This window comes from Nocardiopsis sp. NRRL B-16309, from assembly GCF_001279585.1.
Lineage (GTDB): Bacteria > Actinomycetota > Actinomycetes > Streptosporangiales > Streptosporangiaceae > Nocardiopsis.
This window is the reverse complement of sequence record NZ_LGEC01000058.1, coordinates 73,883-100,247: the sequence shown is the minus strand read 5'-3', so window position 1 is coordinate 100,247 and position 26,365 is coordinate 73,883. Positions and strand designations below refer to the sequence as shown.

The window sequence follows — 26,365 nt, the reverse complement described above, 5'->3', positions numbered from 1 at the left end:
CGGCCTCCTGGGGGTTTTCGGCGGCGCGGGCGGGACGGGGGAGCGGGGTCTCAGACGGGCGGGGCCACGCGGGCGGCGGCCCGCAGCACGCGGGGGCTGAGCCGGGACAGCAGCAGGCCCAGGTGCGCCTCGCCCGTGACCGGGACGATCTCGGGGCCGCGCTGGAGTGCGTCGGCGATGCGCGCGGCCGCCCTCTCCGGGGTGTAGCCGCGCAGCCGGTACAGGCGGTTGAGCCGGTCCTTCGCGGCGGAGGCCTCGCCCAGGCCGGACAGCCGGGCTCCGGAGATGATGCCGGTGTCGACGAGGCCGGGGCACACGGCGGTGACACTGACCCCGTGGTCGGCGAGCTCACCGCGCAGGCTGCGGCTCAGCATGAGGACGGCCGCCTTGGTGGTGGCGTAGGCGCCGTAGACGCGGGAGGGCAGGTAGGCGGCGGCCGACGCGGTGTTGACGAGGCGGCCGCCACCGCCCGCGGCCGCCATCATCGGGGCGAAGGCGCGGCAGCCGTGGATCACGCCCCACAGGTTGACGTCGACGACCCGCTCCCAGTCCTGCGCCGTGGTCTCCAGGAACGGTCCGGCCACGCCGATGCCGGCGTTGTTGACCACCAGGTCGGGAACGCCGTACTCGTCGCGCACCCACGCCGCGAGCTTGTCCATCGCGGCGGCGTCGGTGACGTCCACCCGCTGGGCGGCGGCTCCGGGCGTGAGCAGGGCGGCGAGTTCGGCGGTGCGCTCGGCGGCGGGGCCGTTGACGTCCACGGCGACGATCCGGGCGCCGCGCTCGGCGAGCTCGAAGCACAGCGACCGGCCGATGCCGCTGCCCGCGCCGGTGACCACGGCGACCTGGCCGGCGAAGGAGCCGCCGTGCCGTCGGGCCTGCTGGGCGGTGAGGGCCCGCCGGGGGCGCGGGCGGCCGGACTCGACCTCGCCGACGAGGGCGCGCACCCGGGCGGCCACGGCGTCGGGGCGCGAGCGCAGTGTCCAGTGCCCGCCGTGGAAGCGGTGGAAGCGCAGGTCGCCGACCCACCGGCCCGCGTCGGACTGGAGCTGGTCGGTCATGAACGCGTCGTCCGTGGGCGCGAGGACCTGCACGGGGACGTCGGTGCGCCGCTCGACCGGCCGCAGGAGGCGCCGGGCCATGTTCGCCCGGTACAGCGCCAGGCCGTTGAGGTAGTCCCGGGTGCCGCGCCGCGCGGGCGAGTGCGGGCCGCCGCCGAGCCGTTCGAGAGCGGACAGGGCCAGGCCGCCGACCCCGGTCAGCCACGCCGCCTCGGGGACCACGGGCAGGTGGAAGAAGCCGATGTAGCCGGAGCGGACCGCCTGGCGGAGCGCGGCTCGGAACCCGTCGGGGCGCGTGCGCAGCCAGTGGCCCGCGTGATCGAGGTCGGGCCCCGAGACGGCGGTGTAGGAGGCGAACCGGTGGGCGTGCCGGGGTTCGGTGACCGCGTGCCAGGACTGGATGGCGCCCCAGTCGTGGCCGACCAGGTGCACGGGTGCGCCGGGGCTGACGGCGTCGGCGACGGTGACGATGTCGTCGGCCAGCTGGTCCAACCGGTAGCCGGAGCGGTCGTCGGGGGCGGTGGAGCGCCCGGCGCCGCGCACGTCGAAGGCGGCCACGCGGTGGTCGGCGGTGAACCGCGCCGCGAAGGCGTCCCAGACGGAGGAGTTGTCGGGGTAGCCGTGGACCAGCAGCAGCACGGGGCCGTCGGGGTTCCCCTCGGTGCGGACGGCCAGGCGCTGCCCGTCCGAGGCGGTGACGTAGGTGTGGGTGCGGGTGCTCATGGGGTCTCCGTGCTGGTCGGGGCCAGGGCGTCCCACCGGCGCACGTGCGGCAGGTCGTCGTCGAGCCAGTGGGCGTCGTCCTCGGTGACGACGAGGATCTCCTCGAACTTCACGCCGATGTCGCGGAAGCCGATGTGGGGCTCCACCGCCCACAGGCCGGGGGTGGCGGGGTGGGCGGAGATGTCGCCGTCCGCCCACAGCGGTGAGCGGTGGTGCAGGCGCTCGACGAGGAGGTCGCCGACCAGGGTCTGGAGCGAGCGGACGCCGAAGCCCGCGACGACGGCCCTGGGCAGGCGTGAGCGCACCCTGCCGACCTGGTGGGCGATGACCCGGCCCGGGTAGACCCGGTGCCGGTTGTCGTAGCCCTGTTCGCGGATGAGGCCGTCCACGGCGCGGTAGACGTCCTGGAGCGTGTCGCCCGCGCGCACCCGGTCGACGATCAGTCGCCGGTGCGCGCGCAGGTCGTCCATGAGGCGGTCGTGCAGGGCGTTGTCCCCGAGGTAGCCGGAGTAGCCGATGTCGGCGACGTACCCGTCGCGCACCGGGGCGCAGTCGAGGATGAACGGCATGCCCTCCTCCAGCCTGCGCCCGCTCGGGAAGAACTGGAGCGGGTTCCGGAAGCCGCGGAAGGCGGTGCGGTCGCCGAACCAGGCGAAGGGCGTGTGGAACCAGTCCTGGACCCCCTGTCCTTCGAGGCGGACTCGGACGCGCCGGGCCGCCTCGCGTTCGGTGACGCCGGGTTCGAGGGTCGCCGCCACGTCGACGGCGGCGCGGTAGGCGAGCTGCTGGAGGTCGCGAAAGGCGTCGAGATCGAGGTCTGTGGCCCCGGTCACGTTCGTGTGAGACATGGTGTCATGTTAGACATCATGTCAATAAGAGTCCATGCCCGTGCCCCGACGAAGCGCGCCCGCCGTCTCATGCGGCGAGCGCGCTCCGCTGTGCGGACACCAGGGGGTCGGGCGCGAGTGGTTCCGCTCCCCTTGGGTTCTCGTGGGTTGGTCGGGCCAAAGCGGGAAGGGCCGCGCCGGAGGCGTCCGTCGAGGGTGGCGGCGGGCGGCGGTGTGGGAACGAGCGCGGGCGCGGGCGACGACGAAGGCCCCGGCGTGAAGCGCCCCGAATCACGCCCCGTGCAGTGACTCGCTGATCTTCTCGGCGGCCGACATCACGGCCTGGGAGTGCATGCGCCCGGGGGAGCGGGTCAGGCGCTCTATCGGGCCGGAGACCGACACGGCGGCGATGACGCGTCCGCCGGGGCCGGACACCGGCGCCGACACCGAGGCGACGCCCTGCTCGCGCTCGGCGACGCTCTGGGCCCAGCGGCGGCGGCGCACCTGGGCCAGTCCGGCGGCGGTGAAGCGCGCGCCCACCAGGGAGCGCCGGATCCGGTCGGAGTCCTCCCACGCGAGCAGCACCTGGGCGGCCGACCCGGCGTTCATCGGCAGCTCGCTGCCCACCGGGACGGTGTCCCGCAGGCCGCTGCTGCGCTCGGAGGCGGCCACGCACACGCGCGCGTCGCCCTGCCGTCGGTAGAGCTGCGCGCTCTCCCCGGTCAGGTCGCGCAGCTGGACCAGGACCGGCGCGGCCACGGCCAGCAGCCGGTCCTCGCCCGTGGCGATGGAGAGTTCGCCCAGGCGCGGTCCCAGCACGAACCGGCCCTGGCTGTCGCGGGTGACCATGCGGTGCCGCTCCAGGGCGACGGCCAGTCGGTGGGCCGTCGGGCGGGCCAGGCCGGTGATCTGCACCAGTTGCGCCAGGGATGCCGGTCCCGATTCCAGGGCGTCGAGAACGGACATCGTCTTGTCCAGGACACCGACGCCGCTGGATGAGCTAGAGTTGTCCATGGCTTGATATTGACGTCTCGATATGTGGAATGCAAGTCGACCCCCGCGCGGTCGGTGAACGAGACGGGCCCGTGACGCAACGAGAGAGGCGAGCGCCCATGGCACGCACGATGGCCGAGAAGGTCTGGGAGGAGCACGTCGTCCGACGCGCCGACGGCGAGCCGGATCTGCTCTACATCGACCTCCACCTCGTCCACGAGGTGACCAGCCCGCAGGCCTTCGAGGGGCTGCGTCTGGCCGGCCGGCCCGTGCGCCGGCCCGACCTGACCATCGCCACGGAGGACCACAACGTCCCCACGATGGACCTCCTCGCGCCCATCGCGGACCCCGTCTCCCGCAAGCAGGTCGAGACGCTGCGGAAGAACTGCTCCGACTTCGGCGTGCGCCTGCACCCCATGGGCGACATCGACCAGGGCGTCGTGCACGTGGTCGGCCCCCAACTGGGCCTGACCCAGCCCGGCATGACCGTCGTCTGCGGCGACAGCCACACCAGCACCCACGGCGCGTTCGGCGCGCTCGCCTTCGGCATCGGCACCAGCCAGGTCGAGCACGTCCTCGCCACCCAGACCCTGACGATGGCCCCCTTCAAGACCATGTCCGTCACCGTCGACGGGTCGCTGAAGCCGGGCGTCTCGGCCAAGGACATCATCCTCGCGGTCATCGCCAAGATCGGCACCGGCGGCGGCCAGGGCTACGTCATCGAGTACCGGGGCGAGGCCATCGAGGCCCTGTCCATGGAAGCCCGGATGACGGTGTGCAACATGTCCATCGAGGCGGGTGCCCGGGCCGGCATGATCGCGCCGGACCAGACCACGTTCGACTACATCGAGGGCCGTCCCCACGCCCCCAAGGGCGCGGACTTCGACGCCGCCGTCGAGCACTGGAAGAGCCTGCGCACCGACGAGGGCGCCGAGTTCGACGCCGAGGTCGTGCTGAACGCGGACGAGCTCAGCCCCTTCGTCACCTGGGGCACCAACCCCGGCCAGGGCGTCTCGCTGGACTCCGAGGTCCCCGACCCCGCCTCCTACGAGGACCCCTCCGCCCGCGCCGCCGCCGAGAAGGCGCTGGCGTACATGGACCTCAAGGCCGGAACGCCGATGCGCGAGGTGCGCGTGGACACGGTCTTCCTCGGCTCGTGCACCAACGGCCGGATCGAGGACCTGCGCACCGCCGCCGAGATCATCCGCGGGCGCAAGGTCGCCGACGGCGTGCGCATGCTCGTCGTGCCCGGCTCCATGCGGGTCAAGGAGCAGGCGAACGAGGAGGGGCTCGGCCGGATCTTCGAGGAGGCCGGCGCCGAGTGGCGTGAGGCGGGCTGCTCGATGTGCCTGGGCATGAACCCCGACCAGCTCAAGCCGGGGGAGCGCAGCGCCTCCACCTCCAACCGCAACTTCGAGGGCCGCCAGGGGCGCGGCGGACGCACCCACCTGGTGTCTCCGCAGGTCGCCGCCGCCACCGCGGTGCGCGGCACCCTGTCCTCGCCCGCCGACCTGGTCGCCCAGTAGCGTCCGACCCGTTAGGAGAGACCTCCCATGGAGAAATTCGACGTCCACACCGGTCGGGCCGTGCCGCTGCGCGCCAGCAACGTCGACACCGACCAGATCATCCCGGCCGTCTACCTCAAGCGGGTGAGCCGGACCGGGTTCGAGGACGGCCTGTTCGCCGAGTGGCGCAAGAGCGACCCGGACTTCGTGCTCAACCGCCCGGAGTACCAGGGCGCGTCCGTGCTGGTGGCGGGCCCGGACTTCGGTACCGGCTCCTCGCGCGAGCACGCCGTGTGGGCCCTGCAGGACTACGGTTTCAAGACCGTGCTGTCCTCGCGCTTCGCCGACATCTTCCGCGGCAACTCGCTCAAGGGCGGCCTGCTGACCGTCCTGCTGCCCCAGGAGGTCATCGACCGGCTGTGGGAGGCCGTGGAGGCCGACCCCGCCACCGAGGTGACCGTGGACCTGGTCGACCGCGAGGTGCGCGCTCCCGGCGTCCGTGAGCCGTTCGAGCTGGACGACTACACGCGCTGGCGGCTGCTGGAGGGTCTGGACGACATCGCGCTCACGCTCCGCCACACCGACGACATCGCGAGCTTCGAGGAGACGCGCAAGCCCTGGATGCCGGTGACCCTGTAGGGGCCGGGATCGCGTTCTGGGACGGGATCGGGGGGTCGTGTGACACAGCACACCCGCCGGTCCCGAAATATTTTACCTTTACTTGGTGTGATCCCTCGCTTACGAGGTAGCCACCCTTATGCTCGGTGTGGCGAGTGTCCGGAATCCGGTTATACGTAGGCTTTTGAGCCTCACACACGGGGGCAAATGGGACTCGTGTGTTGGCGCCGGCCGGGTACACGGGGAGCCTACGGAGGGTGGCCGAGCAGGTGGTCGGAGGCCCGACACGCCTTCTCCGCAGGCGTTTGTATTTGTGTAAGGGCCTCTGCTTCCCCTAATTTCGTGCGAGCAAGGGGGAACCGGAGGAACCTTATGAACAAGCGTGACCTGATCGACGCGATCTCCGATCGACTCGGAGACAAGAAGACCGCCACCGAAGCGGTCAACGCCGTGCTTGAGACCATTCAGGCCACGGTGGCGTCGGGCGACAAGGTGGCCATCACCGGCTTCGGCGTATTCGAGAAGTCCGAGCGCGCGGCCCGTACCGCGCGCAACCCCGCCACCGGCGCCACGATCAACGTCCCCGCGAGCTTCGTCCCGAAGTTCCGCGCTGGCGCTGACTTCAAGGCTCTGGTCAACGGGGAGAAGAAGTAGGCCCACCGCCACACGGCGACGGGTCGCGTTCCGCCCGGGTCCTCCCATGAGGGCCCGGGCGGAACGCTTTTCCCGCCCTCAACGGACGCCTTCGGCGCAGCATCCTTCCTGGAAGCGGGGCCGGGCGTCGAGGCGGGCCCACAGCTCACGCGTCCGGGGGCCCACTCCGAGCTCCACAGCGGCTCGCAGGTCCTCGGGGGTGTCCACGTCCCGCCGGACCGAGGCCGTGCCGGGTACGTCCAGCTCACGAGCTCCCACGCTCAGGTGACGGGCGCGCGAGGCCCCCTCGAACGCGGGAGTGAACGGGTGGCCCACCGAGGCGGCGAACAGCGTCGTACCCACACCCGGCGCGTCGGGCAGGAACGAGCGGCCGTGACCGTCCGCGGCGGCCAGCACCCGGTCCAGCTCCTCGGGGCGCAGCGCGGGCAGGTCGGCCGACAGCGCGCACACGCCCAGGTCCGGCCGCCGGGCCCGGGCGACGGACGCGCCGTGCGCCAGCGCCGGATTCAGCCCCGTCCCGGGCTCGCCCCCGACCACGACCGCGCCCAGCTCGGCCAGCGCCCTGCCCGCGCGGGGGTCGTCGGTCACCGCGAACACGGCCGCCACACCCGTCGCCGAGCGCGCCGCGGCCACCGTGTCGCAGGCCACGGCGAGCGCCAGGTCCTCCCGGTGGGGCCCCACCGCCCGGGCCAGCCGGGACTTCGCGCGCCCGAGGTGCTTGACTGGGACGATCAGGGACCAGCGCCCCCCGGAGCGTCCGCCCCCGCCTCGCTCACCAGATCCGGTCACGCTTCCCCCGGGACGTCGATACGGCCACGACAGTGATGAGGTAGAGGGTAGGCGCACCGCGGTCGGCGGGGCGCGGGGACCCCGGGGAGTGTCGGACCCGTGACCTGCCCGAGTGCGACACGCGAGCGGAGTCCGATCAGTCGGACACGCCCTAGACTGAACCGGTTGTGCTCCTGTGGCCGCAGAGGTCGGGAGCGAAGGAGTGAGGAGTCCCGTGGCCAAGCAACGAGAATCGCGGTGGGTGAAGGCGGTCGTCTCGCGCATCGTGCGCTTCTTCCTCTGGTTCATGACCAAGCCGGAGTGGCTGGGCACCGACAACGTGCCCGCCAAGGGCGGCGTGATCATCGCGGCCAACCACCTGTCGACGTTCGACCCGCTCACGGTCGCGCACTTCCTCTACATCGGTGCGCGGCGCTGGCCGACCTTCACCATGAAGGACTCGGTCATGCGCATCCCCGTGGTGCGGTCCGTCGCCAGTAGCACCGGCCAGATCCCCATCAAGCGCGGCAGCACCGACGCGGTCAAGGCCCTGCACGAGGCCGAGCTGGCGCTCACCCGGGACGGATCGTCGGTGATCTTCTACCCGGAGGGCACCTGCACGCGGGACCCGCACCTGTGGCCGATGACGGCCAAGACCGGCGTCGCCCGCCTGGCGCTCACGACCGGGGTACCGATCATCCCCGTGGCGCACTGGGGCGAGCAGCACATCCTGCCCTACGGTCAGAAGAAGTTCAGCCCCTTCCCGCGCAAGCGCGTGACGTTCAACGCCGGTCCGCCGGTGGACCTGTCCGCGTTCGAGGGCAAGCCCCTGACCGCCACGGTCCTGACGGAGGCCACCGAGGCGATCATGCGGGAGATCACCCGGCTCCAGGCGCAGATCCGCCAGGAGGAGCCGCCGGCGGTGCCCTACGACCTCAAGCGCGCCCGGATCGAGGCGGCCGAGGCCGCCAAGCGGGCCGAGCGCGAGTCCGACGACGGCAAGAACAGCACGGAGGCATGACGGCACCCATGGGCACCGACAACGTGAGGATCGCCGTTCTCGGCGCGGGTTCCTGGGGGACCGTGTTCGCGAACATCATCGCGGACGCGGCCGACCTGGCACGGGAGCGGGATCCGCAGGCGCCGGCCGTCGAGGTCGTGCTGTGGGGGCGGCGGGCCTCGGTGGTCGAGGCGGTCAACCGGACCTCGCAGAACCCGGACTACTTCCCCGGGATCGACCTCAACCTCCGCCTGACCGCGACCGACGACGCCGCCAAGGCGCTGTCCGACGCCGACGTCGTGGTGCTGGCCGTGCCGTCGCAGACCCTGCGCGCGAACCTCGTGGAGTGGCGGCCGCACCTGCGCCGGGACGCGGTGATCGTCAGCCTGATGAAGGGCGTGGAGCTGGGCACGCTCTCGCGGGTCAGCCAGATCATCGCCGAGGTGCTGGAGTTCCCCGAGGACCGCGTCGCCGTGGTCTCGGGCCCCAACCTGGCCCGCGAGATCGCCGAGCGCCAGCCCGCCACCGCCGTGGTCGCCTGCCCGCAGGAGGAGACCGCGGTCCGGCTGCAGTCCCTGTTCAAGTCGGCCTACTTCCGCCCGTACACCAGCACCGACCTGGTGGGCGTGGAGATCGGCGGCGCGATGAAGAACGTCATCGGGCTCGCCGTGGGCATGGCCGAGGGCATGGGCTTCGGCGACAACACCAAGGCCTCGCTCATCACCCGCGGCCTGGCCGAGACCACGCGCCTGGCGGTGGCCCTCGGCGCGGACGAGCACACGCTGTCCGGCCTGGCCGGGATGGGCGATTTGGTGGCGACATGCTCGTCGCCGTTGTCGCGGAACCGGACCTTCGGTGAGAAACTGGGCGCGGGCCAGACCCTCGAACAGGTCATCGCGGAGACCAAGCAGACCGCCGAGGGGGTCAAGTCCTCCGAGTCGATCCTCGAACTCGGCTGGCGGCACGGCGTCGACCTGCCGATCACCGAGGCCGTCGTCAAGATGTTGCACCACGACCTGAGTCCCGCCGAGGCCCTCGTCGCCTTCATGGCGCGCAGCAGCAAGCCCGAGCGGTACGGAGTCTGAGAGCGAGCACGATGCCACACACACCGTCGCCGGAGTCCGCGGGCGAGTACACGCGGGCGGTGTCGCCGCCACCGGCCCCGGTCCCCGCCGAGCGCCCGATGCGCATGCCGGTCCACCGCGCCACGACCTACGCGTTCGACACCTCCCAGCAGTACGCGGACGTGCTGGCGGGCAGCCGTGGGGGCTACTCCTACGCCCGGATCGACAGCCCCACGGTCGACGCCTTCGCCGACGCGGTCGCCGCGCTGGAGGGGGCCGGGCTCCCCGAGCGGGTGCGCGGCCAGGCGTTCGCCTCCGGCATGGCGGCGATCAGCACCGTGCTCATGGCGCTCACGGAGGCGGGCTCGCACGTCGTGGCGGCCCGCTCCATCTACGGCAACACGTACTTGCTGCTGGACGGGCTGCTGCGCCGGTTCGGCGTGCGCACGGACTTCGTGGACATCACCGACCCGGACGCCGTGCGCGCCGCGGTCGGCCCGGACACCCGGGTGGTGTTCACCGAGACGCTGTCCAACCCCACGATGACCGTCTCCGACCTGCCGGGGCTGGCGCGGATCGCCCATGAGGCGGGCGCGGCTCTGGTCGTGGACTCCACGTTCGCCTCGCCCGCGGTGTGCCGTCCCCTGGAGTTCGGTGCCGACGTCGTGGTGCACTCGGCCACCAAGTACCTCGGCGGCCACAGCGACACCACGGGCGGGGTCGCCGTGGGCGCCCCCGGCCTGATGGACCGCGTGCGGTCGGCCCGCGTGGACCTGGGGCCGTGCCTGGCCCCGGACGAGGCCTACCTGCTGCACCGCGGGCTGGAGACCCTGCCGCTGCGGGTCGCCCGCCAGTGCGCCACGGCCGCGGCGTTCGCCGCCGCGCTGGAGGGGCACCCGGAGGTGGAGCGCGTCGACCACCCGTCGCTGGCCTCCCACCCGCAGACCGACCTGGCCGCCAAGCTCTTCGACGGCGACCGCAGGGGCGCGGTCGTCACCGTGCACCCCCGCGGCGGCCGGGAGGCCGGGATGGCCTTCGCCGACCGCCTGCGGGTCGCCACGATCGCGGCGTCGCTGGGCGGGACGCACACGCTGGCCGGACACGTGGCCTCGACCTCCCACCGCAACATGAGCGACGACGAACTCGCGGCGGCGGGCATCTCCTCGGGCGCGGTGCGCTTCTCCATCGGCCTGGAGGACCCACAGGACCTCATCGAGGACGCACTCACCGCGCTGACCGCGCGTGACTGACGCCGATGGGGGAATCCTCCCGGTTCCGGTTCCATCCTTTGGCGAGATAGGGTCAGGCAGCATGTCCGAGCAGCGCAAGATTCGGGTCGCCGTCGTCTTCGGCGGGCGTAGTTCCGAACACGAGATCTCCTGCGTCACGGCGGGCAGCGTCCTGTCCGTCATCGACCACGACCGCTACGAGGTGGTCCCCGTGGGGATCACGCGGTCCGGCAACTGGGTGCTCACCTCCGGTGACCCCGAGCGCCTGCGCATCGACGCGGGGACCAAGGCGCTGCCCAGCGTGCCCGAGGACGGCGCCGACCTGGCCCTGCCCTTCGACGCCGCCGGCCAGCTGATGGTGGTGGACCCGGCCGACGGGCCGCGGCGCCTGGCCGAGGTCGACGTCGTGCTGCCGCTGCTGCACGGGCCGTTCGGCGAGGACGGCACCATCCAGGGGCTCTTCGAGATGATGGGCGTGCGCTACGCGGGCGCCGGGGTCTTCTCCAGCGCCGCCGCCATGGACAAGGTCTTCATGAAGGCCATGCTCGTCGGCAACGGGATCCCCACCAGCGGCTTCGTGGCGGTCTCCGACCGGCAGTGGCGCAACGAGCGCAAGAAGGTGCTGGACGACGTCGCCGAGCTCGGCGAGACCGTGTTCGTCAAGCCCGCCCGCGCGGGCAGCAGCGTGGGCATCACGAAGGTGGCCGACTCCTCCGACACCGACGCGGTCGTCGCGGCGGTGGAGGCCGCCCGCGAGCACGACCCCAAGGTGCTCGTCGAGGCGCAGGTCGTGGGCCGTGAGATCGAGTGCGGCGTGCTGGAGGCCGAGGACGGCGGGACGCCGGACGTGTCCTTCCCGGCCGAGGTGCACGTGGCCGAGGGCTTCGACTTCTACGACTTCGAGGCCAAGTACCTGTCCAGCAGCAGCCTCACCATCCCGGCGGGGATCCCGGAGGAGGCCACCGCGCGGCTGCGCGCGATGGCGGCCGAGGTCTTCGAGGCGATGGGCTGCGAGGGCCTGGCCCGCGTGGACTTCTTCTACACCGAGGACGGCGAGGTCCTCGTGAACGAACTCAACACGATGCCCGGGTTCACCCCGGCCTCGGCGTTCCCGCAGATGTGGGGCGCCACGGGCGTGGACTACGCGACCCTGGTGGACCGCATGATCACCACGGCGCTGCGCCGCAGCCCCGGCCTGCGCTGACGGGGAACGCACGAGGGGCGGGTGGCCGGTCGGCCACCCGCCCCTCGCGTGTACGGGTTCCGGTCGGGCTCCCCGCGGGGGACCGGCGGGTGCCAGGGAGTGTTCTTCTGCAGGTGTCCGCGACCCCGGAAGGCTGCAAAGAACACGACCTAGGGGTGCTGCGGGTACGGGGGATGCTGGTGCTGCGGGGGCGGCCCCGGCACCGGGGGCGCCTGGGGTCCCTGGGGCGGTTGGAGCCCTTGCGGGCCCGGCGTCCGGGGTCCGTGGGGTTCCTGCGGGCCCGGCGACACCTGGGGGTCCCGCGGCGGCCGAGGCGCGGGCATCAGCTCCGGGTTGCCGTCGAAGAGCTGGCGCGCCAGGATCGTGCCGCCCGCGGCGGCGGCGGGGAACACCGCGACCGCCACGAACGGGACCGCGAGCAGGAAGTACGTCGGTACGGAGAAGCCCAGCGTGCGCAGGCGCCGGGTCCGGAGGAAGCCCTGCCGGTCGCGCAGGCGCAGCATCGCCCGCCGGTCGAAGGCGCCGCCCACGAGTTCGAGGGAGAGCAGCCACCCGCCCAGGCCGGCCGCCAGCACCGCGCCGACCACCTGGCCCACCAGCGGGACGAAACCGATCGCGAACACGACCACTGTGACCAGCAGGGACGCGAACACGATGACCAGGCCCTGCCTGACCGCGCGCGCGATCGAGGCCGCCAGCGGCTCCTCGTAGGGCTCGGGCGCGTGCCCCAGCTCCTTCTCGACCAGTTCGCCGATCTTGTCGTAGATGGGGGCGCCGAGCGTCAGCGTGATGGTCGTGAAGGTGACGACCATGAGCAGGACGCTGCCCACCACCGTGGCGACGGCGAGGGCTCCGCGCAGAAGGCCCCGCCACACCGGGTCCCAGCCCTCGGAGAAGGGCGTCGCCCAGGCGGCGAAGTCCTCCACGTTGAGTACCAGCGCCACGAACAGGGCGAGGAACAGCAGCGACGTGATGAAGGGGGGAATGGCGCCCAGCAGGAACAGCCGGGGCTTGCGCAACAGTAGGACGAAGCCGCGCGCCAGAGCGCCGACTCCGCCGAAGATCTCACGGAAGAAAGTGGCCACGCAGGAACCCTAGGGGATCCGCGTGACATCATCGAAAAGGCGTACTCTGAGCCTGTGCCCCCGCTACGCTCGGTGCGTTCCGACCACCGCAGGGGGCACACATGGTCTGTGCGACTCAGGAGCGGGTGGAGGAAACCACGATGGACCTTCCCACGCTGCATGAAAGCCTCAAACTCCCCGATGGTTACCGCTCGGAGATCATCGACGGGAGCATCATCGTGTCGCCGACACCGACATTCCGGCACAGCACGATCATCAAGCGCCTCGAGCGGGCCCTTGACCGCTCCATGCCCGAAGACCTGGATGCCTACCAGATGCTGACCCTGGAGGTCTCCGAGACCGGTGACCGCTATGTCCCTGACCTTGCGGTCCTGCCTGAAACGCCGGGCGAGGAGGAGCAATGGGACGAATCGGACTGGATTCTTCCCGCCGCGGACCTGGAGTTGGCGGTCGAGGTCGCCTCCCCTGGTAGCGCGCTCCATGACCGGCAGGCCAAGGTGAAGGGATACGCCACGGCGGGAGTCCCCCTGTACCTGGTGATCGATCCGCTCAAGAGCGAGATCGCTCTTCTCCAATCCCGAGAGGGCGAATACCTGGACGTCGCGCGAGCGGTCCCCGATACGTCCGTGAAGCTTCCCGAACCCTTCAACATCGAGATCGAGGCGACCCCGCTGCTGACGTAGCGGCACTCCTACGGAGTCGTCAGGGAGCCAGCACGTCGCGGTACCACCCCTCGGCCTCCGACAGTTCCGCGTGGGTGCCCTCCTGGATCACCCGCCCCTTGCGCACCACGTAGATCCGGTCCACCCGCTCCAGCCCCGTCAGGTCGTGCGTGATGAGCAGGGTGGAGTAGCCCTCGACGGCGTCCAACAGGTCGGCCACCACCGCGTCGCGCGCGTCCGGGTCCAGGTGCGCCGTCGGCTCGTCCAGCACCAGGACGCGCGGCGCCGCGAGCACCGCGCGGGCCAGCGCCAGCCGCTGCACCATGCCCCCGCTCAGCCCGAGCCCGTGCGTGCCCACCAGCGTGTCCAGCCCCTTGGGCATCGCCGCGACCTCGTCGGCCAGGCGCGCCCGCCGCAGCGCCGCCCACAGCTCCTCGTCCGGTGCGCCCGGGCGGGCCAGTTTCAGGTTCTCCCGCAGGGTCGAGGCGAACACGTGCGGGTCCTGCGGCACCCCCGAGACCACCGCGCGCACCTCGTCGGGCGGGTGGGACGTGATGTCGGCGCCGCCGATGGACACGCTCCCGCCGTCCGGGTCGCGGAAGCGCAGCAGCACCGAGGCCAGCGTGCTCTTGCCCGCGCCGCTCGGTCCCACCACGGCGACCGTCCACCCGGCCGGGATCTCCAGGTCCACCCCGTCCAGTGCCCACGGCTCCCGCGGGCCATAGCGCACCCGCAGGTCGCGGATCAGCACCGAGGGGTCCCCGTCGGGGTCCAGGCCGGTCCTCGTCGGCGCCGCGGTCGCGGCGGGGACGTCCAGGACGCCGAAGAGCCGGGCGCCGCTCTCGCGGATCGCGCCCAGTTTCGCGGCCACTGCGGGCAGCGGCGCCACGATCTCGAACGCCGCCAGAGTCGTGAGCACCAGCACCGCCAGCGACACGGCGCTCAGCGCCCCGCCCTCCACGGCGGTCACCCCCAGCAGCAGGGCGCCCCACACCGTCAGTCCGGTGATCAGCGCCGTCGCCCCGGCGCCCAGGCCCAGGACGGCGGCGTCGCGCCGCGCGAGCCGGGTCAGTTCGGCGTCGGCCGTGTGGACCCGCTCGACCTGTCGGTCCATCGCCCCGTAGGCGACCAGGTCCGGCGCGCCGTGCAGGGTGTCCACCAGGGCCGTCGACAGCTCGCCGCGGGCCCGGGACTGGCGGCGCCCGGGCCCGCGTCCCAGGGCGGCCGCCGCGAGCGGCACCGTGAGCCCGGCCAGCAGGAGCCCGGCGGCGAGCAGCAGCCCGCCCGGCAGGTACACCACGGACAGGAACAGGACCGTCGCCCCGCCCGTCACCACCGAGATCAGCGGCGGCGTGAGCCCGCGCACCAACAGGTCGAGCGTCGCCTCGGTGTCGTTGACCAGCCGCGACACCAGGTCGCCCGACCGGAAGCGGCCGAAGGGCTCGGTGGCCGCGAGCCGTTCGTACACGCGCACCCGCACCTCGGCGAGCGTGCGGAACGCGGCGTCGTGGGTGACCAGCCGTTCCAGGTACCGGGCGACGCCGCGGGTCACGCCCAGCGCCCGCGTGGCGACCACGGCCACGCTCAGGGCCGTGATCGGCGGGTGGTCGGCCGCCGTGGCGAGCATCCACGCCGCAACGGCGAGCAGGGCCACGCCCGCGCCGGTGGCGAACGCGCCGAGCAGCACGCCCAGCGCGAACCGGCCCCCGCGCGGCCAGGCCAGCGCGATCATCCGCCACAGCGGATTCCGGCGCCGCGCGCGCTCGGAGGACGGCCGCGCGCGGTGGTCGGCCGAAACGGGTGTACTCACAGGGACTCGCTCGCTTCCGGGGACGGCAGTGGCAGCGACACCTGGCGCAGCGAGTCGCCGAGAGCGGACCGTGCCCACGCCGTGTCGTGGGCCACGATGACCGCCGTGCGGCCCTCCAACAGGCGGGTGACGGCGGTGCGCACCGCCGCCGCGTTCTCCGGGTCCAGGTGGGCGGTCGGCTCGTCCAGCAGGACCAGGGGCGCGTCCCGGCACAGGGCGCGGGCGAGCGCGATCCGCTGGCGCTGGCCCGCGGACAGCCGGGCTCCCCGCTCGCCCAGCCGGGTGTCGTACCCCTCGGGCAGCGCCGAGACGAACGCGTCGGCCTCGGCCTGTCGGGCCGCCTCCCGCACCCGCTCCATCGTGGCCTCGGGCGCGCCCAGACGGATGTTGTCGGTCACGGACACGTCGAACAGGTACGGGTGCTGGGGCACCCAGGCGATCCCCAGCCGCCAGTCGGCGGCCGGGACGGCGTCCAGCCGGGTCCATGCCCCGCCAGGGGCGCGGACGCTGACGCGGCCCTCCGTGGGTTCGTTCAGCCGCAGCAGAAGGGACAGCAGCGTGGTCTTGCCCGCGCCGCTGGGGCCCGTGAGCAGGACGTGTTCGCCGGCGCGCACCTCCAGGTCGAACCCGCTCAGGGCGGGCACGTCGCGGCCCGCGTAGCGCATCCCCACTCCCTCGAAGCGCAGGTCTCCGGCCGCGGCGGGGGAGGGGCGGCCGGTCGGCGCCGACGCGGGCGCGGGACGCCCGGCGCCGCGCTCGCGCTCCAGCTCGGTGAAGACCTGGTCGGCCGCGGCCACGCCCTCCATGCTGGCGTGGAAGCGGGCGCCCACCTCGCGCAGCGGCAGGTAGGCCTCCGGGGCCAGGATGAGCACCAGCAGGGCGGTCTGGTAGTCCATGTGGCCGCCGAGCAGGCGCAGCCCCACCTCGACGGCGACCAGCGCCACCGCCAGGGTCGCCAGCAGTTCCAGGGCGAAGGCGGACAGGAACGCGACCCGCAGCGTCCCCATCGTCGCCTCGCGGTGCTCCTCGCCCACGGCCTTGATGATCGCCGCCTGGGCCTTGGCCCTGCGGAAGACCGCCAGCGTCGGCAGCCCCTCCACGACGTCGAGGAAGTGGCCGCCCAGACGGCTGAGCAGCCGCCACTGCCGGTCGGTGCGCGCCTGGGTGTACATGCCGATCAGCGCCATGAACACCGGGATCAGGGGCAGCGTGACGGCGATGACGATGCCCGAGATCCAGTCGGCCCAGAACACCACGCCGAGGACGGCGAGCGGCACGATCGCGGCCAGGACGAGCTGGGGCAGGTAGCGGGCGAAGTAGTCGTCCAGCGCGTCCAGCCCGCGTGTGGCCAGGGTGACCAGCTCTCCGGCCTTGGGCGAGCCCTCACCGTCGTCGCCCGGCTCGGCCGTCCACACCTGCCCGGCGCCGGTCACGTGCTCGACCAGGCGGCGGCGCAGCTGCGACTTGGTGCGGGCCGCGCTGGACAGGGCGGAGGCCTCGGCCAGGTAGGAGAGCAGGGCGCGGGCCACAGCGACCGCCGCCACGGCCCCGACCGCCCAGCCCAGCGCGGCCATCCCCTCGCCGCTCCAGGCGCCGGTGATGACCCGGGCCAGCAGCCAGGCCTGGAGGAGGATCAGGGCGGTGACGAGCAGCCCGCTGACCACCGAGACGGCCAGGTGGAGCCGGACGGCGCTCGCGGCGCGCACCAGACGGGGATCGAGCGGCTTCATGAGTCTTCTTGAACCTTCGCTTCGCCTTGGTTCGTGCTCGGGGCGCCGGGAGGCCAGTGTTCTTCGTCGTCGACTTGCCTTGCTCCTTTTGCCTTGCTCCTTCGTCTGCGGCCCCGTCTCCTCCTGCGGAACACCGGCGCGCCCCTCGCGACACCCCCAGTGGCCCCGCAGGCCTCGCGGCCTACGTTCAACCCCCTGGAGTCCCGGTGCGTGGGGCCGACTCCATTCAACCCCCTGGGGCAGGGATCCGGCCCCAGGGGAGGGGTTCAGGCGGCGGGCGCGTGCTCGGGCCCGGGCTCGGCCGCGCCGGTGACGGTCGCACCGGTCACCCGCTGGCGGAACACCCAGTAGCTCCACCCCTGGTAGGCGAGGACGAGCGGCAGGAAGAACACCGCCACCCACGACATCACCGTCAGCGTGTAGTCGGCCGAGGAGGCGTTGGCCACGGTGAGGCTGAACGCCGGATCGGTGGTGGACGGGAGCACGTTCGGGAACAGGGACCCGAAGAGGGTCGCGACGGCGGTGAGCACGGTGACCGCGGTCAGCGTGAACGACAGCCGTTCGTGGCGCAGCAGCGCCGCGACGACCCCGCCGACGAGGGCGACCGCGGCGACGGCGGCCAGCGGCAGGGTCCACGGCTCGCCGTGGGCGGACTGGGTCCAGGCGAGGAACACGGTGGCGGCGGGGACCGCGGCGCACGCGGCCCACAGGGAGGCCGTGCGGGCGCGGGCCCGGACGGGGCCGTCGGTCTTGAGCGTCAGGAACACCGCGCCGTGCAGGGTGAACAGCGACAGGGTCGTCAGCCCGCCCAGCAGGGCGTACGGGTTCAGCAGGTCGAGCAGTCCCGCGGTGACGATCTGGTCGGCGTCCACCGCCACGCCCCGGACGACGTTGGCGAAGACGACGCCCCACAGGAACGCCGGGACGGCGCTGCCGGCGACGATCGCCCGGTCCCACCAGGCGCGCCAGGCGGCGTCGTCGCGCTTGCCGCGGTACTCGAAGGCCACACCGCGCAGGATCAGCGCGATGAGGATGGCGAACACCGGGACGTAGAAGCCGCTGAGCAGCGAGGCGTACCAGGCGGGGAAGGCGGCGAACATCGCGCCGACCGCCGTGAGCAGCCACACCTCGTTGGCGTCCCACACCGGTCCGATGGAGTTGATGGTGACGCGTCGGTCGACGGAGTCGCGCCTGCCCATGAACGGCAGGAGCGTGCCCACCCCGAAGTCGAAGCCCTCCAGGATGAAGTACCCGGTCCACAGGACCGTGATGGCGATGAACCAGATGACGGCGAGATCCATGGTCCGTGGCTCCTAGTAGCTGAAGTGCGGGATGGCGGCCTCGTCCTCGTCGTTCTCCAGGTCGGGAACGAGGTGGGAGGGCCCGGCCTTGACGTACTTCGCCAACAGGCCGACCTCCACGACGAAGAGCAGGCCGTAGACGGCGGTGAAGACGCCCAGGCTCATGGCGACCGTCCCCAGGCTCACCCCGGGGGAGACGCTGTTGGCGGTCAGCAGCTGGCCGTGCACCGTCCACGGCTGGCGGCCCATCTCGGTGAGGACCCAGCCGAAGATGTTCGCGGCCAGGGCGGCGGGCAGCGCGACCATGCCGGCGAAGTAGAACCAGCGGTGCCGGGGCAGGCGCTCCCGGCCCCGGGTGAGGTAGAGGCCGAGCGCGGCGATGCCCACGCCGAACAGGCCCAGCCCGATCATCAGGCGGAACGACCAGTACACGACGAACACGTTCGGGGTGTAGTCCCCGGGCCCGTAGTACTCCTCGTACGCCTCCTGGAGGTCGTTCATCCCGTGCACCTCGCCCTCGAAGTGTCCGGTGGCGAGGAAGCTGAGGACGTTGGGGACGGTGATGTCGATGGGGTTGTAGCGCGCCTCGGTGTCGCCGACGGCGAAGGCGGAGAAGTCCGCGCCCTCCTCGGTGTCCCACAGGGCCTCGGCCGCGGCGAGCTTCATGGGCTCGTACTCGGCGGCGAGCTTGGCCTGGTGGTCGCCGGAGAACACCACCAGGGCCCCGGCCACGAGGGTGAAGACCAGCCCGACCTTGAGCGTGCCCCGGAACAGCGCGAGGTCGCGCTTGGCGGGAGCGGTGCCGACCGTTCCGGTGTCCCCGTGGTGGGTGTTGCGCCAGAGCTTGTAGCAGCTCACGGCGACGACGAACAGTCCGGCGGTGATGAACGCCGCCGAGACGGTGTGCAGGTAGGTCGACCAGGCCTGGTCGTTGCTCAGGACCGCCCAGATGTCGGTGAGTTCTGCGCGGCCGGTCTCCGGGTTGATCTCGTACCCGACGGGACGGCGCATCCAGGCGTTGGCGGCGAGGATGAAGTACGCCGACAGGTTGGTGCCGATCGCCACCAGCCAGATGCACGCCAGGTGCGCGGCGCGCGGCAGGCGGTGCCAGCCGAAGATCCACAGGCCGATGAACGTGGACTCCAGGAAGAAGGCCAGCAGCGCCTCCATGGCCAGCGGGGCCCCGAACACGTCGCCGACGAAGCGCGAGTACTCGCTCCAGTTCATGCCGAACTGGAACTCCTGCACGATGCCCGTGACGACGCCCATGGCGAAGTTGATGAGGAAGAGCTTGCCGAAGAACTGGGTGGCCTGGAGGTACTCGTGCTTGCCAGTGCGGAACCACAGGGTCTGCAGGACGGCCACGATGAAGGAGAGCCCGATGGTCAGGGGCACGAAGAGGAAGTGGTAGATCGTGGTGACCCCGAACTGCCACCTCGCGAGATCAAGGGCTTCCATGGCCACCTCTCAGTACCGACCGCCAGTAGTACTACAAACTGTAGTGCTACGCGGCGTCGTTTCTCCGACCGGCCCCTGTGGAATAGGTCGCCCCCGGGAGTGTTCACGGGCGGCACGGGGACGTCGGGGGATGCCGGGGGCGGGCGCTGCGCGCCCGCACGCGGGCCAGGGCAGGGCGGAGCGGCCACGACCTGGGCACACAGGGGAGCGCCGACGGATCGCCGGGGGTCCGATGGGCGCTCGTGTGCCGTCCGCCACACACACGCCGCGAAGGCCGTGCAGAAGGCGATGAACGCTGGGAAAGCTCTGACCGTCGGTGCTGACGGCTACTTGCGAGTATTCACGAGGGCGGACGCGCGGATCCCCGCTTCCCATGCGCCGACTCAGGCGACCGGGTGGTCCCAGTGCTGGCCGAGAGCCGTGCACGCGACGCGGTAGGAGCTGCTCTCGGCGCCGACCCGCAGGGTGAAGTCCCTCAGGTCGGGGAGACCGGCGTCCTGGAGCCGCTGGTAGGCGTCAGCCAGTTCCTCGTTCAAGGCACGGTCGCCGCCCCCGCTGACGGAGCCGTCAGGCCACAGGTACGCCCACGATGGCCCGCTACCCATCCACACGATCCGGCCGGGTTCGCCATGGAAGGGACGCAACCCAGTCCCCAGACGCACCTCGGGCAGCATCAGCAGGAGCTGGGTCATCATTCCCGAGCCGATCAGCTCGACCGAACCGACCGGAAAGGGCGCCAGAGGCGTGGGCGGCTGGCCGAGGCCGGGGAATGGCAGGTCGCCGGGGCGCTGGGTACGGTCGCGCATGAACGCACCTTCGCGCACGAACGGCCCTGTGACTGGAGTGCCCTGGCGTAGTGCCGCGATCGGTGTGCTGTGCGCGGCAGGGTGGGGGCTCCATGGGAGCACGAGCGGAGCGCCCTCCCCGAGGGCCCTCAGCCACGACGCCGGGATGTGCGTCACCGCGCAGGTGGCGATGACCGCGTCATAGACCTCTCCGGTGGGAGGTGCGGCTGCGGTGCGGACGGTGACGCCGGTTCCGGTGAGCCGTTCTCGGGCCAGTGCCGCCACCCCCGGGTCGATCTCCACACTGGTGACAGACCCCTTCTGACCGACCAGCTCAGAGAGAACGGCGGCGTTCCATCCGGTGCCGGTGCCGATCTCGAGCACGTGCATGCCCTCGTCGATCCCGGCCGCGGCGATCATGTCCGCCATCACCTGGGGCGCCGACGACGATGAGCTGGGTTCGTTCCGCGGCCCGGATCCCCCGTCGTTGGCCTGGGTGGTGATCGCGTCGGTGGAGTAGACCAGGAGAGCCCAGCGATCGGGGTGGGCGGTCCGGTACAGCGGAAGCCCGGTCGCGTCGGGCCAGACCATGTCGGGGATGAACCGGTGCCGGGGGTGGGCGTCGAATGCGCCACGGATCGCAGGGGTGGTATCGATGCGTTCCACCAAGGCGGTGTGGAGCGCTTCGAGGTCTGGCGTCACTTCTCTCCCGTTCCGTCGCAGGAGTTGCAGGTGACGACCTGGCGGTGGGTCCACCCGCCGCCGCTGCCGTCACCGTCGGACTCGATGACGATGCTGCCTTCACCTTTGCATACAGAGCACTGCGCCACGGGAGCTCCTGTCCGTGCTGGGGCGCTGCGGTCCTACCCGCGTGGGGCGGGGTCGGACTCGATGGGTGCGGCCGGATCCGGCCACCCCGCTGCTCCTCGACGGTCAGGTCCTCCGGCGACCAAGATCCCGACGGCCATGCGCCGCCCGCTGGGACGATCGGCCACTCGGCCCTCGGGGCTGGGCGGTCAGTCCTCGGCGGGGGTGTCCTCGACGGTCACGCCGCGGTCCTCCAGCATGTTCTCCATCGCGTCGATCTCGGTCAGCTGGGCGTCGGCCATCCCCTGGGCCAGGTCGGTGACGATCGGTTCCCCGCCGAGTTCGACCTCCGCCTCGGCCATGTCGATCCCGCCCTCGTGGTGGGCGATCATCAGTTCCAGGAAGAGGATCTCGGCCTCCACGCCCTCGGCCTCCTCCAGCTCCGCCATCTGCTCGGGGGTCGCCAGGCCCGGCATGGCGTCGGGGACGTTGTCGGTGCCGCCGTGGTCGTGCTCGCTGTCGGCCATCCACGTCATCGGCCGCTCGCTGCCGCGCGAGTTGAGCTCCCACATCGTCAGCCACCCCTGCATGATGCCGATCTGGGCCTGCTGGGTCCGGGCGATGTCGGTCGCGACGATGTGCAGCTCGGGATCCTCGGTCTTCTCCATGATGAGCAGCGACATGTCCACCGCCTGGGCGTGGTGCGCGCTCATGTCCCGGAGGAACCCGGCGTCGGCACTGGTGTCGAGCGGCGCGGACGGGCGCCCCGCGAGAAAGCCGGCCGCCACGGCCAGCGCGACCAGGACCGCCGCGATCCAGAGCGGGACCGTGCGCCGGGCGGGCCTGGACGGTGTGGCCTCCTCGAACTCGTCGGCGGTCGCGCTCTCGTCCCGGACGTCCTCGTCCGAGCCGGAACCTTCGTGAAGTGCCATGGGAACCATCCTGGTCAAAATGCACAAGTCAGGTGCCAAAGTAGAGGATAGGAACGCCCCACTCGTCACAAACCATCCCAGGAGACCCCGTGGCCAAGAAGAAGACGGCGGAGGAGCGTCGCCGCCGAGCAGCCGAGATGAGAGCCCAGCGCCTCAAGGAGGAGCGGCGCAAGAAGATCCTCACCATCTCCGGAATCAGTCTCGCCGCGGCGCTGGTCCTGGGCCTGCTCGCCTTCGCGATCTTCATGGAGATCCGCAGCCGGAACATCTCCGGGGTGGAGGAGTACACGGTCGGCTCCTACGCCCACGTGGACGTGGGCCAGCAGGTCGACTACGAGCAGTCGCCGCCCGTGGGAGGGGACCACTGGGCCTACTGGCAGAACTGCGGCGTCTACGACCAGGCGCTGACGAACGAGTTCGCGGTGCACTCCCTGGAGCACGGCGCGGTGTGGATCACCTACGAGCCGGGCCTGCCCCAGGACGAGATCGACGCGCTCAACTCCCTGTACAGCCCGGGTGACTACCTGGTGATCAGCCCCTTCGAGGGTGAGATGGACGCCCCGATCGTCGCCAGCAGCTGGGGCCGCCAGGTCACCGCCGACACCGCCGACGACCAGGACCTCACGCGCTTCGCCCAGCTCTACGAACGCGGTCAGGACGTCCCCGAGCCCGGCGCCTCCTGCTCCGGCGGGATAGCCGAGACCGCCGCCGAGATCGAGACGGCCCTGGCCGAGGGCGAGGGGATCGAGGGCGAGGAGATGCCCGACGAGAGCGCCGAGGACACCGGGGGCTCGGACACCGAGGACACCGGGGGTTCGGAGGACGCCGACGCCGACGAGAGCGCCGACGAGACCGAGGACACCGACGCTGAGGCGACCGGCTCCGACGAGGAGTAGCCGCAGCGGGAACGGGGCCGCCGGCGTGCGCCGGCGGCCCCGTCCGTGTCACGGGCGCCCTGGGGGCGCGCCCGCGGAAGAGTCAGAGCTCCCCGTCGGGGAGCGGGGGGATGTGTTCGTCGACCAGCGCGCTGACCGTCGTGAGCGCGGCGGCGGGCGCGCCGTAGGACGGGGGGACCGACAGTTCGACGTAGGCCGTGTGGCCGACCGCCGTGAAGAGGGTGGGGGCGTCCGTCGGCTGCGGCAGCCAGGCCACGCCGTCGACCTCTTCGAGGAGTGCGTCGGGGGTCAGGGCCGTGGGGCGCGGCACACCGCAGCGCAGCCCGATCGGCGGGTCGCCCCACGCCGCCATCACCTCGGACTCGGGCGTGATCTCGGCCCGCTCCGCGTCCAGCAGCGTGTCCGGCAGATCGGCCACGAGCGCGGCGCACACCTCGTCCGTCGCGCCGTCGGACTCCGGCGGTTCCATGCGCACGGTCTGCGCACAGCCCGTCGCGGCGAGGACGACGGCCACCGCCGCTCCGCAACACCGTCTCAGCACAAGCCACCCCGCTCCGTCGACCGGTCAGATGTTGACGATGGGACAGGTCAGCGTCCGGGCGATGCCCTCCAGGCGCTGGATCCGGGCCACCACCAGCGTGCCGAGCGAGTCGACGTCCTCCGCCTCGGCCTGGACGATGACGTCGTAGGGGCCCGTCACGTCGTGTGCCTCCCGCACACCCTCGATCCCGCGGATCCGGCCCGCCACCTCGGCGGCCTGACCCACCTCGGTCTGGATCAGGATGTATGCCTGCACCATGAGTACTCCCTTGTGTCTGTGCCGGGTGCGTGGGGCCGGGCGCGGACCCCGCCGAACCCACGGCGCGGCCGATGTCGAGCGGATGACAAACGTGGGTCTAGACCATTGCGCCGGAGCGTCACCGTACCCTGATCACTGTGTTGAGCACCATTGGGGGTCTTGGTGAGTTCGCTCTGATCGCGCGCGTGACGAGCCAATTCCCCGCTACGGACGATGTAATCCTCGGACCCGGCGACGACGCCGCCGTGGTCGCCGCACCCGACGGCCGGACGGTCGCGACCACGGACGTTCTGGTCGAGGGCCGCCACTTCCGCCGGGAGTGGTCGAGCGCGCGCGACGTCGGGCACCGCGCGGTGGCCCAGAACTTCGCCGACGTCGCGGCGATGGGAGCCCGGCCCACCGGTCTGCTCATCGGCTTCGCCGCGCCCCCCGACCTGCCGGTGGACTGGGCGGACGGGTTCTCGGCCGGCGTGCGCGACGAGTGCGCGGTGGCGGGCGGCGCCGTCGTGGGCGGGGACATGGTGGGATCGGACACCCTCACCATCGCGATCACCGCCCTCGGGGACCTCCAGGGGCGCGCCCCGGTCCGCCGCGACGGCGCGCGGCCGGGCGACGTGGTCGCCTACACCGGACACCTGGGGCTCTCGGCCGCCGGACTCGCCCTGCTGCGGGGCGGGATCGACGGCCCCGCCGCCTGTCTGGCCGAGCACCGCAGGCCGAGCCCGCCCTACGCCGAGGGTGTGGCCGCCGCGCGGCTCGGCGCGACCGCCATGCTCGACGTGAGCGACGGACTCGCCCAGGACCTGGGACACCTGTGCCGGGCCGGCGGGGTGCTCATCGACCTGGACTCGCGGTCCCTGGTGCCCGAACCCGCGCTCGTGGCGGGCGTGCGCGCGCTGGGGGTCCCGCCGGACGGAGCCGAGCAGGCCGCCCGGGACCTCATGGTCGCCGGAGGGGAGGACCACGCGCTGGTCGCGGCGTTCGACCCGGGCACCGCGCTGCCGGAGCACTGGCACCGCATCGGAAGGGTCCACTCCGCTGACCAGGACGAGGTGAGGAAAGCCGTGAATCCGGTCACAGTAGACGGGTGTGCTCCGCCGCGCGGCGGGTGGGACCATTTCCGCCAGGGATGACGCTCCTTGGGATTTGTCCTGATTAGCTATCACGCTAGGCTTTGCCAACGCGGCCACGCACCGCCTTCCAGGCGGGGGGAACGGGGTTTCGTCGAGAGGCGGTTTATGGGGCGGCATGGCACTCGTCGCGGTGCGCACCGCAACGAGCCCGAGGACGCTGGTGCGCTGCGGCGGATCGGCGGCCTCGTCGAGAGCACCGTGCCCAAGCGCGTCGAGCCGCCACGGCTGCTCAACGTCCTGGTCGTCTCCGGCGTGATCCTCGGACTGCTGCTCTTCGGCTACAGCACCACCCAGATCTACCTGCAGTTCGGCGGCCCGGGCGCGACCAACGCCCCGGATCCCGACGCGATCGCCCCGAGCCAGGACGCCACGGCGGACTCCGGCCGCGACGAGGCGGGGTTCAACGGCGACGGGCAGGGGCAGGGGCCCCAGACCCAGTCGGGGTCCTCGCCCATCACGGTCGGCTACGAGATCACCGAGACCACCGACTCGGGCTTCGTCGGCCTGGTCACCGTCACCAACACGTCCGAGAGCCGCCTCACCGCCTGGGAACTCGCCCTCGCCTTCGAGACGGCCGAGGTCACCAACGTTCGCGACGCCGACTGGGAGCCCATCGAGGACGGCATCCTCGCCCGCCAGCCCGGCGACCAGGACGGCCTGGAGCCGGGGGAGTCGGTGACCATGGGCTTCGACGCCCTCGGCCCCGCGCAGAGCCCCGTCCGCTGCTCCCTCAACGGGCACGTCTGCGGTCTCTGACCCGGTGCCCCCACCGCTCGTCTCTGACCCGGCACCCGCCACCGCCCCCGTGCCCGGACGTCCGTCGCGCACGACGAAGGCCCCCCGACCTGGGTCGGAGGGCCTTCGACGAGATCCAGAGAGACTGGAACCCTAGCGGGTGACCTTGCCAGCCTTGATGCACGAGGTGCAGGCGTTCACGCGCTTGGGCGTGCCGCCCACACGGGTGCGAACGGTCTGGATGTTGGGGTTCCAGCGGCGGCGGGTGCGACGGTGCGAGTGGGAAACACTGTTACCGAACCCTGGTCCCTTGCCGCAGACGTCGCAGACGGAAGCCACGGTAACTCCATTCAAGCGCTCGGGATCGCGCACGTCGCCGCACGCGAAGGTTCATCCGGCCGGAATCGGCCGGGTGGGCAGGTCGGCGCGGACGCCAACCGTGGAAGAGTACACGAAGGACGAGGTCGAACGCGGATCAGACCGCAGACCGGTGCCCGTACGCGCAACGGTGGGATCGTGGTGCGGCCTACGGCCTCAGCACCCACCGGAGCATCGTCATCCGCCATGCGGGCACGGCGAAAAGGCG

Annotated in this window: 25 protein-coding genes; 11 read left to right on the top strand and 14 right to left on the bottom strand. The window is 72.0% G+C overall.

Annotated features, from left to right (window positions below; all coding sequences use genetic code 11):
• Positions 1-50 precede the first annotated feature (50 nt).
• The 3 genes from ADL05_RS07150 to ADL05_RS07140 form a co-directional block, all read right to left on the bottom strand.
• Positions 51-1,784 (bottom strand): SDR family oxidoreductase, encoded by a 1,734-nt coding sequence (locus tag ADL05_RS07150; RefSeq protein WP_053616075.1) that lies wholly within the window; start codon positions 1,782-1,784, stop codon positions 51-53.
• The gene (locus ADL05_RS07145) at positions 1,781-2,632 is read right to left on the bottom strand and encodes a M24 family metallopeptidase (protein WP_053616074.1); all 852 of its coding nucleotides are present in this window, start codon (positions 2,630-2,632) and stop codon (positions 1,781-1,783) included. The genes ADL05_RS07150 and ADL05_RS07145 overlap by 4 nt, the downstream gene beginning before the upstream one ends.
• A gap of 270 nt (positions 2,633-2,902) precedes the next feature.
• Positions 2,903-3,577: an IclR family transcriptional regulator gene (locus tag ADL05_RS07140; RefSeq protein WP_053616073.1), complete on the bottom strand. Its 675-nt coding sequence runs from the start codon at positions 3,575-3,577 to the stop codon at positions 2,903-2,905.
• Positions 3,578-3,723: 146 nt separating this feature from the next.
• Between ADL05_RS07140 and leuC the strand changes: the two genes are divergently transcribed.
• From leuC to ADL05_RS07125, 3 genes are all read left to right on the top strand, one after another.
• Entirely contained in the window at positions 3,724-5,130 is a 1,407-nt protein-coding gene (gene leuC, locus ADL05_RS07135) for a 3-isopropylmalate dehydratase large subunit (RefSeq protein WP_053616072.1), read from the top strand.
• A gap of 27 nt (positions 5,131-5,157) precedes the next feature.
• Positions 5,158-5,748 (top strand): 3-isopropylmalate dehydratase small subunit, encoded by a 591-nt coding sequence (leuD, locus tag ADL05_RS07130; RefSeq protein WP_053616071.1) that lies wholly within the window; start codon positions 5,158-5,160, stop codon positions 5,746-5,748.
• A 351-nt stretch (positions 5,749-6,099) separates the two neighbouring features.
• Complete coding sequence (locus tag ADL05_RS07125) at positions 6,100-6,381, top strand: HU family DNA-binding protein (RefSeq protein ID WP_053616070.1); 282 nt, start codon at positions 6,100-6,102, stop codon at positions 6,379-6,381.
• Positions 6,382-6,459: 78 nt separating this feature from the next.
• On the opposite strand, the gene cofC is transcribed toward ADL05_RS07125, so the two are convergent.
• Complete coding sequence (gene cofC, locus ADL05_RS07120; RefSeq protein WP_053616069.1) at positions 6,460-7,170, bottom strand: 2-phospho-L-lactate guanylyltransferase; 711 nt, start codon at positions 7,168-7,170, stop codon at positions 6,460-6,462.
• 214 nt (positions 7,171-7,384) lie between these two features.
• Between cofC and ADL05_RS07115 the strand changes: the two genes are divergently transcribed.
• The 4 genes from ADL05_RS07115 to ADL05_RS07100 all read left to right on the top strand — a co-directional run bounded on the left by ADL05_RS07115 (position 7,385) and on the right by ADL05_RS07100 (position 11,646).
• Entirely contained in the window at positions 7,385-8,170 is a 786-nt protein-coding gene (locus tag ADL05_RS07115; RefSeq protein WP_231640642.1) for a 1-acyl-sn-glycerol-3-phosphate acyltransferase, read from the top strand.
• Between the two features lie 8 nt (positions 8,171-8,178).
• Positions 8,179-9,234 carry an NAD(P)H-dependent glycerol-3-phosphate dehydrogenase gene (locus tag ADL05_RS07110; protein WP_053616067.1) on the top strand — a complete coding sequence of 352 codons (1,056 nt, stop codon included), beginning with the start codon at positions 8,179-8,181 and terminating at the stop codon, positions 9,232-9,234.
• Between the two features lie 11 nt (positions 9,235-9,245).
• Positions 9,246-10,463: a PLP-dependent aspartate aminotransferase family protein gene (locus ADL05_RS07105; protein WP_053616066.1), complete on the top strand. Its 1,218-nt coding sequence runs from the start codon at positions 9,246-9,248 to the stop codon at positions 10,461-10,463.
• A 61-nt stretch (positions 10,464-10,524) separates the two neighbouring features.
• The gene (locus ADL05_RS07100; protein WP_053616065.1) at positions 10,525-11,646 is read left to right on the top strand and encodes a D-alanine--D-alanine ligase family protein; all 1,122 of its coding nucleotides are present in this window, start codon (positions 10,525-10,527) and stop codon (positions 11,644-11,646) included.
• A 149-nt stretch (positions 11,647-11,795) separates the two neighbouring features.
• On the opposite strand, the gene ADL05_RS07095 is transcribed toward ADL05_RS07100, so the two are convergent.
• Positions 11,796-12,731, bottom strand: a complete 936-nt coding sequence (locus ADL05_RS07095; protein ID WP_053616064.1) for an EI24 domain-containing protein — start codon at positions 12,729-12,731, stop codon at positions 11,796-11,798.
• 140 nt (positions 12,732-12,871) lie between these two features.
• Here ADL05_RS07095 and ADL05_RS07090 point away from each other — a divergent pair, with 140 nt between their 5' ends.
• Positions 12,872-13,414 carry a Uma2 family endonuclease gene (locus tag ADL05_RS07090; protein ID WP_231640640.1) on the top strand — a complete coding sequence of 181 codons (543 nt, stop codon included), beginning with the start codon at positions 12,872-12,874 and terminating at the stop codon, positions 13,412-13,414.
• Between the two features lie 19 nt (positions 13,415-13,433).
• Here the strand turns inward: ADL05_RS07090 and cydC are convergent, their stop codons facing one another.
• The 6 genes from cydC to ADL05_RS07060 form a co-directional block, all read right to left on the bottom strand.
• The gene (gene cydC, locus ADL05_RS07085; RefSeq protein ID WP_082376173.1) at positions 13,434-15,125 is read right to left on the bottom strand and encodes a thiol reductant ABC exporter subunit CydC; all 1,692 of its coding nucleotides are present in this window, start codon (positions 15,123-15,125) and stop codon (positions 13,434-13,436) included.
• 74 nt (positions 15,126-15,199) lie between these two features.
• Positions 15,200-16,933, bottom strand: coding sequence for a thiol reductant ABC exporter subunit CydD (gene cydD / locus ADL05_RS07080; protein WP_053616061.1), 1,734 nt, complete (start codon positions 16,931-16,933; stop codon positions 15,200-15,202).
• Between the two features lie 266 nt (positions 16,934-17,199).
• Complete coding sequence (cydB, locus tag ADL05_RS07075; protein ID WP_053616060.1) at positions 17,200-18,234, bottom strand: cytochrome d ubiquinol oxidase subunit II; 1,035 nt, start codon at positions 18,232-18,234, stop codon at positions 17,200-17,202.
• A 12-nt stretch (positions 18,235-18,246) separates the two neighbouring features.
• Positions 18,247-19,692 carry a cytochrome ubiquinol oxidase subunit I gene (locus ADL05_RS07070; RefSeq protein ID WP_053616059.1) on the bottom strand — a complete coding sequence of 482 codons (1,446 nt, stop codon included), beginning with the start codon at positions 19,690-19,692 and terminating at the stop codon, positions 18,247-18,249.
• A 383-nt stretch (positions 19,693-20,075) separates the two neighbouring features.
• Positions 20,076-21,179, bottom strand: coding sequence for a methyltransferase domain-containing protein (locus tag ADL05_RS07065; RefSeq protein WP_053616058.1), 1,104 nt, complete (start codon positions 21,177-21,179; stop codon positions 20,076-20,078).
• A 314-nt stretch (positions 21,180-21,493) separates the two neighbouring features.
• Positions 21,494-22,225, bottom strand: coding sequence for a DUF305 domain-containing protein (locus ADL05_RS07060; RefSeq protein ID WP_053616057.1), 732 nt, complete (start codon positions 22,223-22,225; stop codon positions 21,494-21,496).
• 80 nt (positions 22,226-22,305) lie between these two features.
• On the opposite strand from ADL05_RS07060, the gene ADL05_RS07055 reads away from it, so the two are divergent.
• Positions 22,306-23,112, top strand: coding sequence for a DUF3105 domain-containing protein (locus tag ADL05_RS07055; RefSeq protein WP_053616056.1), 807 nt, complete (start codon positions 22,306-22,308; stop codon positions 23,110-23,112).
• A gap of 82 nt (positions 23,113-23,194) precedes the next feature.
• On the opposite strand, the gene ADL05_RS07050 is transcribed toward ADL05_RS07055, so the two are convergent.
• Together ADL05_RS07050 and ADL05_RS07045 are read right to left on the bottom strand one after the other, a co-directional pair.
• A complete protein-coding gene (locus ADL05_RS07050) occupies positions 23,195-23,653 on the bottom strand; it encodes a DUF3515 domain-containing protein (protein ID WP_053616055.1) in 459 nt (152 codons plus the stop codon).
• Between the two features lie 24 nt (positions 23,654-23,677).
• Positions 23,678-23,911: an Lrp/AsnC family transcriptional regulator gene (locus ADL05_RS07045; protein ID WP_053616054.1), complete on the bottom strand. Its 234-nt coding sequence runs from the start codon at positions 23,909-23,911 to the stop codon at positions 23,678-23,680.
• Positions 23,912-24,048: 137 nt separating this feature from the next.
• Between ADL05_RS07045 and ADL05_RS07040 the strand changes: the two genes are divergently transcribed.
• Both ADL05_RS07040 and ADL05_RS07035 read left to right on the top strand, forming a co-directional pair.
• Positions 24,049-25,044 (top strand): thiamine-phosphate kinase, encoded by a 996-nt coding sequence (locus ADL05_RS07040; protein ID WP_053616053.1) that lies wholly within the window; start codon positions 24,049-24,051, stop codon positions 25,042-25,044.
• 105 nt (positions 25,045-25,149) lie between these two features.
• Complete coding sequence (locus ADL05_RS07035; RefSeq protein WP_053616052.1) at positions 25,150-25,800, top strand: cellulose binding domain-containing protein; 651 nt, start codon at positions 25,150-25,152, stop codon at positions 25,798-25,800.
• A 132-nt stretch (positions 25,801-25,932) separates the two neighbouring features.
• On the opposite strand, the gene rpmB is transcribed toward ADL05_RS07035, so the two are convergent.
• Positions 25,933-26,118, bottom strand: coding sequence for a 50S ribosomal protein L28 (gene rpmB, locus ADL05_RS29470; RefSeq protein ID WP_013151263.1), 186 nt, complete (start codon positions 26,116-26,118; stop codon positions 25,933-25,935).
• Between the last annotated feature and the right edge of the window lie 247 nt (positions 26,119-26,365).

What these genes read in the sequence shown, in the direction of transcription:
- ADL05_RS07150 (WP_053616075.1), bottom strand. Translation starts at nt 1,784, where the DNA reads ATGAGCACCCGCACCCACACCTACGTCACCGCCTCGGACGGGCAGCGC.
- cydD (WP_053616061.1), bottom strand. Translation starts at nt 16,933, where the DNA reads ATGAAGCCGCTCGATCCCCGTCTGGTGCGCGCCGCGAGCGCCGTCCGG.
- leuD (WP_053616071.1), top strand. Translation starts at nt 5,158, where the DNA reads ATGGAGAAATTCGACGTCCACACCGGTCGGGCCGTGCCGCTGCGCGCC.
- ADL05_RS07145 (WP_053616074.1), bottom strand. Translation starts at nt 2,632, where the DNA reads ATGTCTCACACGAACGTGACCGGGGCCACAGACCTCGATCTCGACGCC.
- ADL05_RS07090 (WP_231640640.1), top strand. Translation starts at nt 12,872, where the DNA reads ATGGACCTTCCCACGCTGCATGAAAGCCTCAAACTCCCCGATGGTTAC.
- leuC (WP_053616072.1), top strand. Translation starts at nt 3,724, where the DNA reads ATGGCACGCACGATGGCCGAGAAGGTCTGGGAGGAGCACGTCGTCCGA.
- ADL05_RS07105 (WP_053616066.1), top strand. Translation starts at nt 9,246, where the DNA reads ATGCCACACACACCGTCGCCGGAGTCCGCGGGCGAGTACACGCGGGCG.
- ADL05_RS07035 (WP_053616052.1), top strand. Translation starts at nt 25,150, where the DNA reads ATGGGGCGGCATGGCACTCGTCGCGGTGCGCACCGCAACGAGCCCGAG.
- ADL05_RS07070 (WP_053616059.1), bottom strand. Translation starts at nt 19,692, where the DNA reads ATGGAAGCCCTTGATCTCGCGAGGTGGCAGTTCGGGGTCACCACGATC.
- cydB (WP_053616060.1), bottom strand. Translation starts at nt 18,234, where the DNA reads ATGGATCTCGCCGTCATCTGGTTCATCGCCATCACGGTCCTGTGGACC.
- ADL05_RS07100 (WP_053616065.1), top strand. Translation starts at nt 10,525, where the DNA reads ATGTCCGAGCAGCGCAAGATTCGGGTCGCCGTCGTCTTCGGCGGGCGT.
- ADL05_RS07045 (WP_053616054.1), bottom strand. Translation starts at nt 23,911, where the DNA reads ATGGTGCAGGCATACATCCTGATCCAGACCGAGGTGGGTCAGGCCGCC.
- cydC (WP_082376173.1), bottom strand. Translation starts at nt 15,125, where the DNA reads ATGATCGCGCTGGCCTGGCCGCGCGGGGGCCGGTTCGCGCTGGGCGTG.
- ADL05_RS07060 (WP_053616057.1), bottom strand. Translation starts at nt 22,225, where the DNA reads ATGGTTCCCATGGCACTTCACGAAGGTTCCGGCTCGGACGAGGACGTC.
- ADL05_RS07125 (WP_053616070.1), top strand. Translation starts at nt 6,100, where the DNA reads ATGAACAAGCGTGACCTGATCGACGCGATCTCCGATCGACTCGGAGAC.
- ADL05_RS07110 (WP_053616067.1), top strand. Translation starts at nt 8,179, where the DNA reads ATGGGCACCGACAACGTGAGGATCGCCGTTCTCGGCGCGGGTTCCTGG.
- ADL05_RS07140 (WP_053616073.1), bottom strand. Translation starts at nt 3,577, where the DNA reads ATGTCCGTTCTCGACGCCCTGGAATCGGGACCGGCATCCCTGGCGCAA.